12 protein-coding genes are annotated in these 13,941 nt (G+C 64.8%); 9 read left to right on the forward strand and 3 right to left on the reverse strand.

Annotated features, from left to right (window positions below; translation table 11 throughout):
- The first annotated feature begins 20 nt into the window (after positions 1-20).
- Together ACN9MU_RS16205 and ACN9MU_RS16210 are read left to right on the forward strand one after the other, a co-directional pair.
- On the forward strand, positions 21-2,507 hold the full coding sequence (locus ACN9MU_RS16205) for a DNA internalization-related competence protein ComEC/Rec2 (RefSeq protein ID WP_426343063.1): 2,487 nt from the start codon (positions 21-23) through the stop codon (positions 2,505-2,507).
- A gap of 105 nt (positions 2,508-2,612) precedes the next feature.
- Complete coding sequence (locus ACN9MU_RS16210; protein ID WP_426335725.1) at positions 2,613-4,064, forward strand: hypothetical protein; 1,452 nt, start codon at positions 2,613-2,615, stop codon at positions 4,062-4,064.
- On the opposite strand, the gene ACN9MU_RS16215 is transcribed toward ACN9MU_RS16210, so the two are convergent.
- The gene (locus ACN9MU_RS16215) at positions 4,049-5,515 is read right to left on the reverse strand and encodes a rhomboid family intramembrane serine protease (RefSeq protein ID WP_426343064.1); all 1,467 of its coding nucleotides are present in this window, start codon (positions 5,513-5,515) and stop codon (positions 4,049-4,051) included. The genes ACN9MU_RS16210 and ACN9MU_RS16215 overlap by 16 nt on opposite strands.
- Positions 5,516-5,674: 159 nt before the next feature.
- Here ACN9MU_RS16215 and ACN9MU_RS16220 point away from each other — a divergent pair, with 159 nt between their 5' ends.
- Both ACN9MU_RS16220 and dcd read left to right on the forward strand, forming a co-directional pair.
- Positions 5,675-6,514, forward strand: a complete 840-nt coding sequence (locus ACN9MU_RS16220) for an alpha/beta fold hydrolase (RefSeq protein ID WP_426172080.1) — start codon at positions 5,675-5,677, stop codon at positions 6,512-6,514.
- 41 nt (positions 6,515-6,555) lie between these two features.
- Positions 6,556-7,122 carry a dCTP deaminase gene (gene dcd, locus ACN9MU_RS16225; RefSeq protein ID WP_090443665.1) on the forward strand — a complete coding sequence of 189 codons (567 nt, stop codon included), beginning with the start codon at positions 6,556-6,558 and terminating at the stop codon, positions 7,120-7,122.
- A gap of 3 nt (positions 7,123-7,125) precedes the next feature.
- Here the strand turns inward: dcd and ACN9MU_RS16230 are convergent, their stop codons facing one another.
- Both ACN9MU_RS16230 and ACN9MU_RS16235 read right to left on the reverse strand, forming a co-directional pair.
- Positions 7,126-8,637, reverse strand: coding sequence for a HAMP domain-containing sensor histidine kinase (locus tag ACN9MU_RS16230; protein ID WP_426317884.1), 1,512 nt, complete (start codon positions 8,635-8,637; stop codon positions 7,126-7,128).
- 3 nt (positions 8,638-8,640) lie between these two features.
- Positions 8,641-9,324: a response regulator gene (locus ACN9MU_RS16235; RefSeq protein WP_426172213.1), complete on the reverse strand. Its 684-nt coding sequence runs from the start codon at positions 9,322-9,324 to the stop codon at positions 8,641-8,643.
- 127 nt (positions 9,325-9,451) lie between these two features.
- Here ACN9MU_RS16235 and ACN9MU_RS16240 point away from each other — a divergent pair, with 127 nt between their 5' ends.
- From ACN9MU_RS16240 to ACN9MU_RS16260, 5 genes are all read left to right on the forward strand, one after another.
- The gene (locus ACN9MU_RS16240; protein ID WP_426335727.1) at positions 9,452-9,961 is read left to right on the forward strand and encodes a Spy/CpxP family protein refolding chaperone; all 510 of its coding nucleotides are present in this window, start codon (positions 9,452-9,454) and stop codon (positions 9,959-9,961) included.
- Positions 9,951-10,475, forward strand: a complete 525-nt coding sequence (locus ACN9MU_RS16245) for a hypothetical protein (RefSeq protein WP_426317886.1) — start codon at positions 9,951-9,953, stop codon at positions 10,473-10,475. Before ACN9MU_RS16240 ends, ACN9MU_RS16245 begins: the two co-directional genes overlap by 11 nt.
- A 13-nt stretch (positions 10,476-10,488) precedes the next feature.
- Complete coding sequence (locus ACN9MU_RS16250; RefSeq protein ID WP_426317887.1) at positions 10,489-11,346, forward strand: intradiol ring-cleavage dioxygenase; 858 nt, start codon at positions 10,489-10,491, stop codon at positions 11,344-11,346.
- Between the two features lie 151 nt (positions 11,347-11,497).
- Positions 11,498-12,670 (forward strand): hypothetical protein, encoded by a 1,173-nt coding sequence (locus ACN9MU_RS16255; protein ID WP_426335728.1) that lies wholly within the window; start codon positions 11,498-11,500, stop codon positions 12,668-12,670.
- 5 nt (positions 12,671-12,675) lie between these two features.
- The gene (locus ACN9MU_RS16260) at positions 12,676-13,935 is read left to right on the forward strand and encodes a hypothetical protein (protein ID WP_426172090.1); all 1,260 of its coding nucleotides are present in this window, start codon (positions 12,676-12,678) and stop codon (positions 13,933-13,935) included.
- The last annotated feature ends 6 nt before the right edge of the window (positions 13,936-13,941 follow it).

Raw genomic sequence — 13,941 nt, forward strand, 5'->3', positions numbered from 1 at the left:
AGCCAGCCGGGGAGGGGGAGATGCGCTGCGCAATCCTCGGCCTGATCGGCGGCGTGGCGTGGCTGCAGGGGCAGGCAGCCTTGCCGGGAGCGGGCGTCCAGCTGGCCTGCGTGCTCGGCGCGGTGCTCGCTGCCCTGGCCGTCCTGGTGCCTGCGTGGCGCGCCCGCCTGGCCTTTTCCTTCCTGCGCGCAGGACTTGCCGCTACGGCCGGTGCACTGGCCGGTTTCGCCTGGGCCGCCCTGGTCGCACAAGGCGCCCTGTCCGATGAACTTGCAAAGGCGGACGAGGGCCGCGACTTCGAGATCGTCGGCACGATCGACAGCCTGCCAAGCCGGCAGGACGGCAGCATTCGCTTCAATTTTGCCGTTGAATCGCCATCGGCCGTTCCGCCCCGTATCGTCCTGTCCTGGTATGCCGGGCCGCGCGCTGGCGGCGGCGCGCCGCCGCCCGAACTGCTGCCGGGCGAGCGCTGGCGCCTCAAAGTTCGCCTGCAGCGGCCGCATGGCAATGCCAACCCCTTTGGATTCGACTATGAATTGTGGCTGCTGGAGCAGGGTATCCGCGCCACAGGGTATGTGCGGGCCGAGGGCAGCAACGAACGGCTGGCCGGTTTCATGCCGACCGCGCACAACGCCGTCGAGCGCGCCCGTTACGCAATCCGCGAGCATATCAACGCTGCGTTGCCGGATGCGCGCTATGCGGGCGTGATAGTCGCGCTGGCAATGGGCGACCAGCGCGCGATCTCGCCGCAGGACTGGCAAGTGTTCAGCCGCACGGGGATTTCGCATCTCGTTTCCATATCAGGTTTGCACATCACCATGATCGCCGGCCTGGTGGCATGGCTGGCCGGCTGGCTTTGGCGAAAATCGTTCTTCATGCCGGAATGGCAGTTGCCGTTGCTGCTGCCTGCGGCGCGGCTGGCAGTGATTGCCGGCTTTTTTGCAGCGTGGGGCTACGTGGCGCTGGCGGGTTTCGGGGTGCCGGCGCAGCGCACTTTGTACATGCTGGCCGTGGTGGCGCTCGCGGTATGGCTGGACCGGCTGTCAGCCATTTCGCATGTGCTGGCCCTGGCCGCAGCCGTGGTGGTAATTCTCGACCCTTGGGCGGTGATGTGGCCGGGATTCTGGCTGTCGTTTGGGGCAGTCGCTGCGATCCTGTACGCGACGGTGGGCCGGTTGTCGCTTGCAGGCTCCGGGCCGGCCGCCGAAGTCGCAACGGGTGCAGCGTCGGCGATGCCCATTGATGGCGATTCGAAGCCCGGTGGCAGGTGGAAAGCGGCATGGTTCATCCGCCTGCGCGAGAACCTGCGCCTGGCTGCCGTAACGCAGGTCGCAGTGACTGTCGGCCTTGTTCCGCTGACGATGCTGCTGTTTTCTCAAGTCTCCTTGATCAGCCCACTGGCGAACGCCATCGCCATCCCCGCCATCAGCCTGCTGGTCACGCCGCTGGCGCTTGCGGGCAGCGTCTTGCCGGCCCCTTTGGCCGCGCCGGTGCTGCAATGCGCGCACTGGCTGCTGGAGTCGCTGCTCGACGTGTTGCAATGGCTCTCGGCCCAGCCACTGGCCGTGTGGTCCGCCCCCACGCCGGCCTGGCCCATTTTTGTCTTCGCCCTTGCCGGAACGGCCTGGATGCTGGCGCCTCGCGGCTGGCCCCTGCGCTGGCTCGGCCTGGCCTGCTGGCTGCCCCTGCTGTCCGCACAGCCGGAAAGCCCGCCGGCCGGCGAGTTGCGCGTCATCGCCTTCGATGTAGGGCAGGGCATGGCCATGCTGGTTGAAACGAGCGGTCATCGCCTGTTGTATGACACCGGCCCGGCCTACACCCCCGAAACCAACGGCGGCAACCGGGTAATTCTCCCTTACTTGCGGGCGCGCGGCATCAACGCCCTGGACGGAATGATCGTCACCCACAGCGACACTGACCATTCCGGCGGCGCCCTGGCGATATTGCGCGACATCCGTACCGGCTGGGTGCTGTCATCGCTGCCGGCCGGTCACCCGATCGCGGAAGCGTCGCCGCGGCACGCGCACTGCCTGGCGGGGCAACAATGGGAGTGGGACGGCATCCGCTTCGAAATGCTGCACCCGTCGGCCGCCAGCTATGAAGACCCGGGCCTGAAGCCCAATGCCCGCGGCTGTACGCTGCGCATCGCGGCGAGGAGCGGCAGCTTGCTGCTGCCGGCCGATATTGAAGCCAAGCAGGAAGCAGCGCTGGTAGCGGCTGTGCCGGACAAGCTGCGTGCCGATGTGCTCCTTGTGCCCCATCATGGCAGCGGCACCTCGTCGACCCCGGCCTTCCTGGCTGCGGTACGGCCGCAGCATGGAATTTTCCAGCTCGGTTACCGCAACCGCTACCACCATCCGCGTGCCGACGTGCTGCAACGATACGTGGACCTGGGCGCCGGCATCTGGCGCACCGACGAGGCGGGCGCAGTGTCGCTGGCGTTCGGCGATCGAACGGACGTCAGCGCATGGCGCGCGCAACATCCGCGTTACTGGCATGGGCGCTGACCGATGCTGGGATGTGCTTGATGACAACGTTATTATGGTATTTGCCACAAATCAATGTTATCATCTTGACTATTTGACTATCGTTCGAGCGGAAGGTGCAGCATCGTGGCAACTGATTATTGCGGGTATCACGCGGACAGGGCAGCAAACTGGAATTGCGTCGCTTGCGGCACGCTCCTGTGCCAGGAGTGCTTCCCGGCCTCGCCCCAGGCGACCCATTCGCTGTATTGCACACTGTGCACCGGCAAGATGCGCTACCTCGGCGTCGGCAATGCGCAGCCCTCGTTCTGGTCGCAGATGCCCCGCTTCTTCGCCTATCCGTTTGCGCTGAACGGATTGATTTTCCTCGCCTTGCTCGCCGGCCTGGCCAGCGCATCGGCGAAACTGTTCGACCCGCACAGCATCCTGATCTTCCTGCCGATTTTCATCGTGGTTGCGCTGGGCATCCGGCAAAGCCTGCGCGTGATCGAGTTTTGCAGCCAGGGCAGGACGCGGCCGCCCAGCATTGCCGACCTGTTCGACGGCAATCCCACGACGCTCAAGATGCTTGGATTGATGCTGGCCTATGGCATCCTCGTGGTCTGCCTGGGGCGCTTCGGCTTGCCCGGCGCCGCCATGATTATCTGCCTCTCGGGCTTGCTGCCGGCCAGCATCATGCTGCTGGCGATCCACGGTACCTTGCGGGACGCCCTCGATCCCATCCAGGTAGTGCAACTGGCATGGCGCATCGGCTGGTCCTATCTCGGCCTGCTTCTGGTCTTGCTCATCACCGCGCAAGGCCCGGAACGGGCGATTGGACTCATGCCTGCTGCGACACTGACTCACCTGGCGGAGCACTATCCCTACGTGCTCATCGCAATCCTCGTCGCAAGCACTGCCTATTTCAACATGGTCATGGGCGCGATGATGGGATACCTGCTGTTCCAGCACCACGAAGACCTGGGCATCGAGCCGGACGACGAGCATGCGGCCGGTCCTGCGGACGATCGCGCCCTGGAGCTGGCCCGTGCGGTGATACTGGTGCGGGAATCGCGTTACCCGGACGCGCTGCGGCACATGGCCGGCATGGTCGCCGACTACCCGAATGACCTGCATGTCCTCGATTATCATCACAAGCTGCTCTGCCAGTCGCGCGGCGACCCGGACCGCGTGCAGCTGCATACCGAGCGCTATCTCCAGGCCTTGCTCGACATGCAGCGCAAGAGCCGCATGATCGCCGTCCTGGAAGCGGCATGCCAGGTGGTGCCGCAGTACAAGCCGAAAAGCATCGCCGTGCGGCGGGCCTTGGCGGAGGAGTACTTTATCCAGAAGCGGTTCAAGCCGGCGATTGCGCTGATTGGCATGCTGCACAAGGAGGCGCCGACCAGCGACGAGCTGCCGGCGGCCTATTACCTGCTGGCGCGCATCTACTCGGAAGGCTTGCGCGACGATGGCAAGGCCGTCATGATCCTCGATTTCCTGCTGAAGCATCATGCCGGCCATGCCATCGCCGGCGAGGTCGAGAAATACCGCAAGGTGGTCCTGTCGCTCGGGCAGATGAGTCAGGCGACCGTGTGAGTGGCCAATTGGCGCGCTTCTTCCGAATCGGGGAAGCGCTCCCGTAACTGGTCGCGGTAGCGCTGCGCCTGCGCCGTCAGCCGTGCCTTGGCGGACAGGTTGGCCACCGACTGCAAGATTCTTGGCATCATCTCGTGCCGGCATTGCCGTTCCAGCAGGCGTTCGGCCAGGACGGCGAGCGGCTTGATATGCTCGACGCGTCCGAGGCGCGGCGCCAGCAGGAGCGACACCGACTCCGTCAGCGCGGGTGTCGCGCCACCGTTCCCGGTGTATGCATGCGCCACCTCTTCGATCAGTTCTTGCAGCGCCGGATCGCGGGCGGCATTGCCGGCCTGCTTGAACAAGGCGTGCACGGTCTCATGATATTGCCGGCTCTCGGGCGAGATTTTCACGACGCCATACAAGGCGCGCCACGCACGCGCATCATGCGGGTGCGCCTTGACCAACTGCGCAGCCGCCTGTCGCGCTTCATCCAGCTTCATCTTGACGACCAGCTCCTGAATCCGCGACAGCGCGGACTTGAATGGCGCGTCGTGATCAATCTTCTCGACAAAATCGCGGTTGTACTTGAGGCCCAGGCGCATCCAGAGGGCCAGCAGCACGTAGCCGAACAACAGTCCGCCCGTATGGGCCCAGTGCGCTATCCCGTCATTGCCGTTGCTCGCCCCGAACAACTCATAGCCGACCCAGATGGGAAAGACGATGAGGGCCGGTGCCCGCAGCTGTCCGGTGAAGAAAATCACGTTGTAGAAGAAGTTGATTTTTCTCAGGCCGTACACGGCGATATACATGCCCATCAAGCCCGATATCGCACCCGACGCACCCACGACGCCGTGATCGGTACCAAGGTTCGACATCCAGAACAACAAAGTGCCGCCCAGTCCGCTGCACAGGTAGAGCAAGAGGAATACACCGCGCCCGATCGCGATCTCCAAGGCAAAGCCGAACAGGAACAGGAATACCATATTCCCCAGCAGGTGGCCAAAGTCGCCGTGCAGGAACATACTGGTGATCCAGGTATCCCAGCGCGCTTCCCTGGCATTGAACGCATACGCCTTGCCGCTGACAGAATTGACCAATTGTTCGAAGCGGCTGCGATCCTCCCGCCATTCAGGGTCGCCGTCCAGCTCCTGGTGCAAAGCCTGGGAAAATTGCGAATCGTAGGCCGCATACTGGAACTGCGCGTCGCGCAGCTGCGGCGTGGCCTGGTCGCCAGCCGCATCGAGATCCTCCCGCAACTCGGGTTTTGTACGGCTCAGGTAGTGGCGAAATGGCTCTTTCTCGCGCTCATAGAGGCCTGATTCGACATACCACCGATAGGACTGCTCCACCCGTTGCGGGTCTTTGCCCTGATAGAAAAAGAAGATCAGGACGTTGACGAGGATGAGCAGCAGAGTCGCAACGGGCGGATTTTTCCAATCGGGCCGGTTTTCTACGGGGACAATAATCATGAAAGGGGCGCTATGCTGTACAAGAGGCACATTTTATTGCTATTTGGATATTTCTCAAAGGTGTGTGTCCTTGTCCGCTACTGGCATGGGAGGTGATCCTGAGCGATAATTACATGCTTTGCACGAAACACTTGTTGCCATTGCTTTTAGTGTAAGTAAATGACGAAACCGAAAGTCCATTTCGCCCACGCGAACAGTTACCCGGCAGGGACCTACCGCCAATTCTTCGAGTACCTCGGACAGGATTTCGATGTGCAGGCGCTCGACATGCACGGCCATAACCCTCGTTATCCGGTGGAAGATGGCTGGGCCAAGCTGGTCGAGGAACTGATCGCAGAGCTCGAAACACGCTACCAGAAGGAACCGGTGATCCTGGTCGGCCACTCGCTTGGGGGGCTGCTTAGCCTGATGGCTGCGGCTCAGCGCCCTGAGCTGGTGCGCTGCGTGGTGATGCTCGATTCCCCCGTGGTTGCCGGCTGGCGCGCCCAATTCTGGCGCCTGTTCAAAGGCACCCGCTTCTCCGACCGTTATTCCCCGGCGCGCTTCTCGGCCAAGCGCCGCAACGTCTGGGCGAGCCACAAGGAAGCATTGCGTCACTTCGCCAGCAAGGAAATCTTCGGCGCCTGGGCGCCCGGCGTCCTGCTCGATTACCTGGAACACGGCCTGGTCGAACATCCGGAAGGCGTTCAACTGCGCTTCAGCCGCGAAACCGAAACCGCAATCTACCGCAGCCTGCCGCACCATATCGGCACGCTGGTGAAAGGCCAGTTCCCAGTGCCGGTGGGCTATGTGGCGGGCGACAACTCCATGGAGAACCGGCAGGCCGGCCTGGAACACACGCGCAAGCTGGTGGGGCGCAATTTCCGCATGATGCGCGGTTCCCACCTGTTCCCGATGGAGATGCCGCGCCTCGCGGCCGAAATGACACGCGATCTGATCCGCCAGATGCTGGGCAGCGAGCTGCAGGCCGGGGAAGCGCCCCAGCGCATGCGCGCCTGATGTAAAATCCGCACCATTATTTAAACCAGAAAGCACCTGCGATGACGATTAAAAGCGACAAATGGATACGCCGCATGGCGGAACAACACGGCATGATCGAGCCGTATGAGCCCGGCCAGGTACGTGCCGTGGACGGCCGCAAGGTGATTTCCTACGGCACTTCCTCCTACGGCTACGACATTCGTTGTGCCGATGAATTCAAGGTGTTCACCAACATTAACAGCACCATCGTCGATCCGAAAAACTTCGATTCGAACTCCTTCGTCGACGTGAAGAGCGATGTCTGCATCATTCCGCCGAATTCCTTCGCGCTGGCCCGTACCATCGAGTATTTCCGCATTCCGCGCAATGTACTGACCGTTTGCCTGGGCAAGTCGACCTATGCGCGTTGCGGCATCATCGTCAACGTGACCCCGTTCGAGCCCGAGTGGGAAGGCTATGTAACGCTGGAATTCTCGAACACCACCCCGTTGCCAGCCAAGATCTACGCCGGCGAAGGCTGCGCCCAAGTGCTGTTCTTCGAGAGCGACGAAATCTGCGAAACCTCGTACAAGGACCGCAACGGCAAGTACCAGGGCCAGCATGGCGTGACCCTGCCGAAGGCTTGAGCGTCAGGCACTGAGCAAAGGGAGCGAGAGCTCCACACAAAGCCCGCCGCCGGTTCGATTGGCGGCGGCGATGCGGCCGCCGTGCTGCTGTACCACCTGCTGGGCGATTGCAAGGCCCAGTCCATGTCCATCCACGTCCTTTTCCGTGTTGCTGCTGCGGTAGAAGGGCTGGAAAATCTTCCCCAGGTCTTCCTGTGCCACCCCCGGCCCGTTGTCCATGACGCGGATGCGGATGAAGCGCGCATCGAGCGCGGTTTCCACTTCGACCTTGCCGCCGGCGGGGCTGTGCTTGATCGCGTTGCGGACCACGTTTTCGATGGCGCGCGCCAGCAATTCGGGCTGGCCGGTCAGCTGTGCGTCGGCGGTGCCGCTGAAATGCACTTCGCGGCCGTTGGTGGCGGCTTCGAATTTTGCATCCTGCACGATGTCGTCGAGCAGTTCGCCGATGCTGAATTCCTGCTTTGGCGCGTCGAAGGCGCCGGCTTCCAGGCGCGACAGGGTCAGCAGTTCGCCGACCAGCTTGTCCATTCGTACGCTTTCGCGCTCGATGCGCTCCATCGAGGCGGCCGTCTTTTCCGGCTGCTGGTGGGCCAGGCCGATAGCCGCCTGCAGGCGGGCCAGCGGTGAGCGCAGTTCGTGCGAGACGTCGTGCAGGAGATTCTTCTGGCCGTCAAGCAGGGCGCGCAGGCGGCCGGTCATGCGGTCGAAATCGCGGCCCAGGGTGGTGAGTTCGTCGCCGCCGGCGCGTGGCTTGGCGGTGAAGCGCGGCGCGAGGTCGCCGCTGGCTGCAGCGTCGAAGGCCTGGCGTAATGCGCGGATGGGGCGCGCAAAGTACCAGGCGAGCAAGGCGGCGAACAGCAGGCTTGCCAGCACGGCGGCGCCAATGGGGATAAAGGGCGTCAGTGGCCGGAAGCGGGGTGGGGGAGCGCCTGCACCGGCGCCGGGTGGCGGCTCGGGCGGCTGCTGGCCCGCGGCGTGTGGAATCGCCGGCCCGTCCGGTGGAGGCGCTGAAGGGCGGCGGCTGTCCGGGCGGCGGAAGGCGCGCGGGTCCAGGCCGGGGATGCCCGATCCTGCAAGCAGGGTACGGGAGTCGGGCGCGTCCAGCGTGCCCTGGTGGCGCCGCGAAGGCAGGAACAGCAGGTAACGCTGGCCGTCTGGCGCAGTCACCTGGCGCACGCCGCGCGGGTCCGGGCTAACGAGCATTTTCTGCGCTTCGGACAGCATGCTTGGCGTCGTGATGCGCCCCAGCAACTCCTTGCCATCGTCGCCAACGGCATACACGCGATGCCGCGGCATATTCTCCAGCAACTGGCGCAAGCCGTCGGTGCCGCCAAAGGCCAGGGTCGCGGCGGCGGATTCGATCGACATCTCCGCCGGCGGACCGGTCTCGATATCGGAAGGCCGCGCTTCAGCGGCAGCGCGCGCCTTGAGCCACACGGCGCCGCCGATTGCGGCGGTGGCTGCGACCTGGGCGAGCAGGATCGAAAAGAAGAACTTCCAGAAAAGACGGCCCACGGCTTACTCCCGGATCAGCTGATAGCCGAGGCGGTACACGGTTTGCAGGCAGGAGCGCCCGTCCGAAATGGAACCGAGCTTGTGGCGCAAGCTGCTCATATGGACGTCGATATTGCGGTCGAAGCGCGCCATCGGCCGCCCCAGCCCCTGCTCGGACAGCACGTTCTTGCTCACCGGCTTGCCGGCATTGCGCGCCAATACTTCGAGCAGGTTGAATTCGGTGCTGGTCAGCTCCAGCGGCACGCCGCCCCAGGCAGCGCGGCGCTGCTCGGGCCACATGGTGAGCTGGCCGACAACCAGCGGCCCGGAGCCCGTATCCGGCACGGCCTGCGTGCGGCGCAGGATGGCCCGGATGCGCGCCGTCAGTTCGCGCGGCGTGCACGGCTTGGTCACGTAATCGTCCGCGCCCAGTTCGAGGCCGACAATGCGGTCGGTATCGTCGCCGCGCGCGGTCAGCATCAGGATCGGCATCTGGCTCACGGCCCGGATCCGGCGCAGCGTTTCGAGGCCGTTCATGCGCGGCATCATCACATCGAGAACGGCAATGGCGAACGCCCCGGTCAGCGCACGGGTGGTGCCGGTTTCGCCATCGTGGGCGGTACTGACCTCGAAGCCTTCCTGCTCCAGGTATTCCTGGAACATGCCGACCAGTTCGACGTCATCGTCAATCAACAGGACCTTGTTCATGGCGCCCATGATAACAAAACGCTCCTGCCGGGTTGCTCCATCTTTACACGTTTTTACCTGCCACTTACGGCGCTTTACAGGCTGTAGCCAGAGAATGGAATCTCACCATCACCACTGGAGATTCACAATGAAGAAGAGCAAATTGACCCAGCTGCTGCTGGCCGCCGCAATGACCCTGCCGCTGCTGGCCGGGGCGGAAGAAAACCTGCCAGCTGAGGGCGAACACCCGCAGCTTGCAGGCCCGCAGCCGGAAGGCCCTCGCGGAGAATTTCCTGGCCGCCATCGCGGCGGGCACTTCGGCGCCCCCGGTTTGCCATTCCTGCATGGACTCGAACTGTCCGAGAGCCAGGAAGACAAGCTTTTCCAGCTGATGCACAACCAGGCGCCTTACCTGCGCGAGCAGCAGCGCGCCCACGAGAAGGCAATGCGCGCCCTGCATGACATGCGCAATGCCGAGAAATTCGATGACGCGGCCGCGGCCAAGCTGGCCCAAGCCGCGGCACAGGCGGAGGCCAACCTGACCCTGGCCCATATCCGTACCCACCAGAAGGTGCTGGCCCTGCTGACCCCTGAGCAGCGCAAGCAGCTAGACGAACGCAAGGCGCGTCGCCAGCAAGGAGGCTTCAATGAACGTTAATTCGATCAGCTCCAGCAGCTTTGCCGGCCAACTGGCCGCCAGCGGCAGCGGGCAGGCGCGCCAGGCGCCACCGCCTCCGCCGCCCGGACCGCCGCCGGGAGAGGGCGGTTTCGTCAACGCGATCGGCTCGGCGCTGGAATCGCTCGGCGTAACCGATGTCGCCGCCACCGACAAGGAAAGCGCCGCTTCGGCCCTGGGCAGCTTCCTCCAGGAGCTGATGTCGTCCCTGCACGAACAGGGCGAGGCAAATGGCGGACAAGGAGAGGAGCACGGTGGCCCGGGAGGCCCCGGCCGCCTGGCCGAAGACCTGCAAAGCCTGATCTCGTCGCTGCAAAGCGACGATACCGAAAGCGGCGAGGCTTCGCCGCTGGAGACTTCGTTCTCGTCCCTGCTGTCCGCGCTTGGCGGCGACAGCAGCGATTCGCAGTCCAGGCTGACGACGTTCCTGCAAGCGCTGGCCGACAAGCTGCCGCAAGCAGGCAGCAGCGGCAACCTGATCAACACCACGGCATAAAAAGGAGAATCTTATGGACGCGCATGACCACGGCCTGGCCGCAGACCTGGAAGCAATGATGAACATGGGCAGCACCCGGCGCCGCTCGCTGCGTTGGCTGCTGGCCGGCGCGGCCACGCTGCCGCTGATCGCCTGTGGCGGCGGCTCGGACAGCACGAGCACTGGCAGCAGCGCCAGCAGCGGCAGCAGCACGGGCGCCGGCAGCACCGGCACCACGACCGGAAGCTGTACCGTCATTCCTGAAGAAACCGGCGGGCCTTATCCTGGCGACGGCACCAACAGCAATGCGAGCGGCATCGTCAACGTATTGACGCAGACCGGCGTGGTGCGCAGCGACATCCGAAGCAGTTTCAACGGCGCCAGCGGCACAGCCGGCGGCATCCCATTGACGATCAAGCTGAAGATCGTCAATGCGAACAATAGCTGCGGTGCTGCCGGCGAGTTCGCGGTCTACCTGTGGCACTGCGACCGCGAAGGGCGCTATTCGCTGTATTCGAGCGGGGTAGCGGACCAGAACTACCTGCGCGGCGTGCAGGGAGCGGACGCCAATGGCGAGCTGTCCTTCACCACCATCTTCCCGGGATGTTACGACGGCCGCATGCCGCACGTGCACTTCGAGGTATATCGCAGCCTGGCGCAAAGCAGCAGCGCCGCCAATCGCATCAAGACTTCGCAATTCACCTTCCCGATGGCGACGTTGAACGAAGTGTATGCCACGTCGGGTTACAGCAGTTCCGCAAGCAACCTGTCGCGCATCAGCTATGCCACCGACAATATCTTCAGCGATGGCCATTCCCTGCAACTTGTCACGATCAGCGGCAACGTCACCGACGGCTACGTCGCCACGTTGACGGCGGCTGTCGCCGCCTGATCTTCCCTCGGGGCGAAGCCGGCTTCGCTCCGCATCCCCGTTTTTCGCCATTCCCCGAAACCGCTTTCGCCGCGGCCAGCGCTTCCCCGAGGGGGAGGCGCTGGCACACGCCTTGCAATACTCCCAGCATGGTTTAGGCAATGGAGAAAGCATGGACCGTCTGCTCAGCTATCGGCCGGAACTCGAACTGTCCCCGGCGGCGCCACAGGCAGCATGGCGCGATGAAAGCCTGCCGCAAGCAGCAGAACTGCTGGCGGCGCGGCGCGAGGGGCGCCTGCCGGCCTGGTTTCGCCATGTGGCGCCCGGCCTGGACGGCGTGCTGCCCAAGCTTGCCGACCAGGTGCTGTCGGCGGGTCCCAGGGCCGGCCGCATGCTCGGCATGGAGCTTGAGGGCCTGAGCGCCGAGGACCGCGAGTTCGAAACGGCACGCCAGTTCATGCGTTTTGCCGGGCTGGCAGCGCGCCGTGCCAGGCAGGCTGCCCGCGGCGATCCCCGCCAGGTGCGGCGCGCCGCGCTGAACATCGCGGCCAAGCAGTACGCACCAGGGCTGCTGCCCACCATCGTATCCATCATGGAACGGCATCCCGTTCCACCATCCGCAGCATCACATCAAAGGGGGCTAATCATGCATGACATCGACCGTACCACCCTGGAATTCGGCAACGAAACTTCCTATGAAGGCGAGTATGAGTTTGGCGAATCGGAATGGGGCGGCGAAATGGGCCAGCAAGGGATGCTGACCGAAGCCGAGGAAATGGAACTGGCCAGCGAACTGCTGTCGGTGACCAATGAAGCGGAACTGGAACAGTTCCTGGGCAGCTTCCTGAAGAAGGCGGCATCGTTCGCCGGCAACGTGATCCGCTCGCCGGTCGGCAAGGCCATCGGCGGCGCACTGAAAGGCGTGGCCAAGAAAGCGCTGCCTCTGGCCGGCGGCGCGATTGGCGGCTACTTCGGCGGCCCGCTGGGCGCCAAGATCGGCAGCGGCCTGGCGTCGGCTGCCGGTAGCGCCCTCGGGCTGGAGGCCGAAGGAGAGGTGTCCGGCGAGGACCGCGAGTTCGACGGCGCACGCACCTTCGTCAAGGTGGCTGCCGACACCGTCAACCGCGCAGCCCAGGCGCGCGGCGGCGATCCGCGCCAGATTGCCATGCAGGCGGCGACGGCGGCCGTCCGCCAGCACGCACCGGGCCTGCTGGCGCGTGCCGGGCAGCAGGGCGCCCAGCAGGGGGCAGCCGGGCGCGGCATGGGAGGCATGGCCGGCGCGATGCACGGCAATTCCGGACGCTGGGTGCGCCAGGGCCGCAAAATCGTCCTGTACGGAGCTTGAGCCAAATGAGCCCGTACGCCGCCTGGATGCTGGCACAGGAGGCGCGGTCCTTGCTGACGCGCCTGGCCCGGGTGCTGCCATTCGCCCTGATCGAGCCGATGGTGCCGGCTGCCGCCTTGCTGCCGCGGGCGCAGCTTGGCATCGATCGCCAGCTCGTGGCGGGGCGGCGCGAGCTGCGGGCGATGGTGCGCGGCTTCCTGCACTGGTTGCGCAGCCCCGCCGGGCGGCGCGCCAGCCCGGCGCATGCCCAGCGCCGCTTCACGTTCCTGCGCATGAAGTTCAATGCGGCGCTGATCCAGTTCGACATGTTCAACGACGTGGTGACGCAGCGCAGCGAACATCGCTACGGCGTATGGCTGGCAGGACTGGACGTCGCGTCGGCCGACGCCCTGGCCCTGCGCGGCGGCTACTACACGCCGCCGCCGGTGGTGTGCTACCTCGATCGCGGACCGGGGGCTGCTATCCGCCGCGCCCGCACGCGCCTGCCGGGCGGCGGCGACAATCCCGTCGCCATCATTCGGGTACCGCGCGAACGCATGGTTGGCGCCAGCATTGCGTCTTCCTTGTTCCATGAGGTGGGACACCAGGGCGCGGCGCTGCTGGACCTTGTGAACTCGCTGCGCCCGGTCCTGCAATCGCTGCAGTCCGGCGCCACCGGGCCGGCGCAGGTGTGGAAGTTGTGGGAGCGCTGGATTTCCGAAATCGTCGCCGACTTCTGGTCGCTGGGCAGGGTCGGCGTGGCTGCCACCCACGGCCTGATCGGCGTGGTCAGCCTGCCGCGCATTTTCGTCTTCCGCATCAATATCGACGACCCGCATCCGGTGCCCTGGATCCGGGTGCTCCTGAGCTGCGCAATGGGCGAGCAGCTCTACCCGCATCCGCAGTGGCAGCGCATGGCGCGCTTGTGGGAATCCTACTATCCCCTCGATGGCGTGCCGGAGGCCGACCGGCAACTGCTGATGGCCTTGCGCGATTCGATGCCGGCGCTGGCCGGCCTGCTGGCCAATCACCGTCCGGCCTTGCTGCGCGGTGCTTCGCTGCCGCAGGCGCTGCAGGTGGATCTGCGGCAGCCGGCCTACCTGGCGTTGCTGTTCCGGCTGTGGCAGCGCAAGCCCGAGCGCATGTACCAGGCTTCGCCGGTGCTGGTGTTCGCCGTGATCGGCCAGGCGCGTGCGGACGGCATCCTGAGCCCGGAACACGAAAGCATCCTGCTGGGGCGCCTGCTGACGCACTGGGCCCTTCGCAATACCTTGACTGATATTTGAGGAGAG

Origin of the sequence: Pseudoduganella sp. R-32 (assembly GCF_049913245.1) — a bacterium.
GTDB lineage: Bacteria > Pseudomonadota > Gammaproteobacteria > Burkholderiales > Burkholderiaceae_D > Rugamonas.

What these genes read in the sequence shown, in the direction of transcription:
- ACN9MU_RS16215 (WP_426343064.1), bottom strand. Translation starts at nt 5,515, where the DNA reads ATGATTATTGTCCCCGTAGAAAACCGGCCCGATTGGAAAAATCCGCCC.
- ACN9MU_RS16260 (WP_426172090.1), top strand. Translation starts at nt 12,676, where the DNA reads ATGAGCCCGTACGCCGCCTGGATGCTGGCACAGGAGGCGCGGTCCTTG.
- dcd (WP_090443665.1), top strand. Translation starts at nt 6,556, where the DNA reads ATGACGATTAAAAGCGACAAATGGATACGCCGCATGGCGGAACAACAC.
- ACN9MU_RS16205 (WP_426343063.1), top strand. Translation starts at nt 21, where the DNA reads ATGCGCTGCGCAATCCTCGGCCTGATCGGCGGCGTGGCGTGGCTGCAG.
- ACN9MU_RS16235 (WP_426172213.1), bottom strand. Translation starts at nt 9,324, where the DNA reads ATGAACAAGGTCCTGTTGATTGACGATGACGTCGAACTGGTCGGCATG.
- ACN9MU_RS16255 (WP_426335728.1), top strand. Translation starts at nt 11,498, where the DNA reads ATGGACCGTCTGCTCAGCTATCGGCCGGAACTCGAACTGTCCCCGGCG.
- ACN9MU_RS16250 (WP_426317887.1), top strand. Translation starts at nt 10,489, where the DNA reads ATGGACGCGCATGACCACGGCCTGGCCGCAGACCTGGAAGCAATGATG.
- ACN9MU_RS16220 (WP_426172080.1), top strand. Translation starts at nt 5,675, where the DNA reads ATGACGAAACCGAAAGTCCATTTCGCCCACGCGAACAGTTACCCGGCA.
- ACN9MU_RS16245 (WP_426317886.1), top strand. Translation starts at nt 9,951, where the DNA reads ATGAACGTTAATTCGATCAGCTCCAGCAGCTTTGCCGGCCAACTGGCC.
- ACN9MU_RS16240 (WP_426335727.1), top strand. Translation starts at nt 9,452, where the DNA reads ATGAAGAAGAGCAAATTGACCCAGCTGCTGCTGGCCGCCGCAATGACC.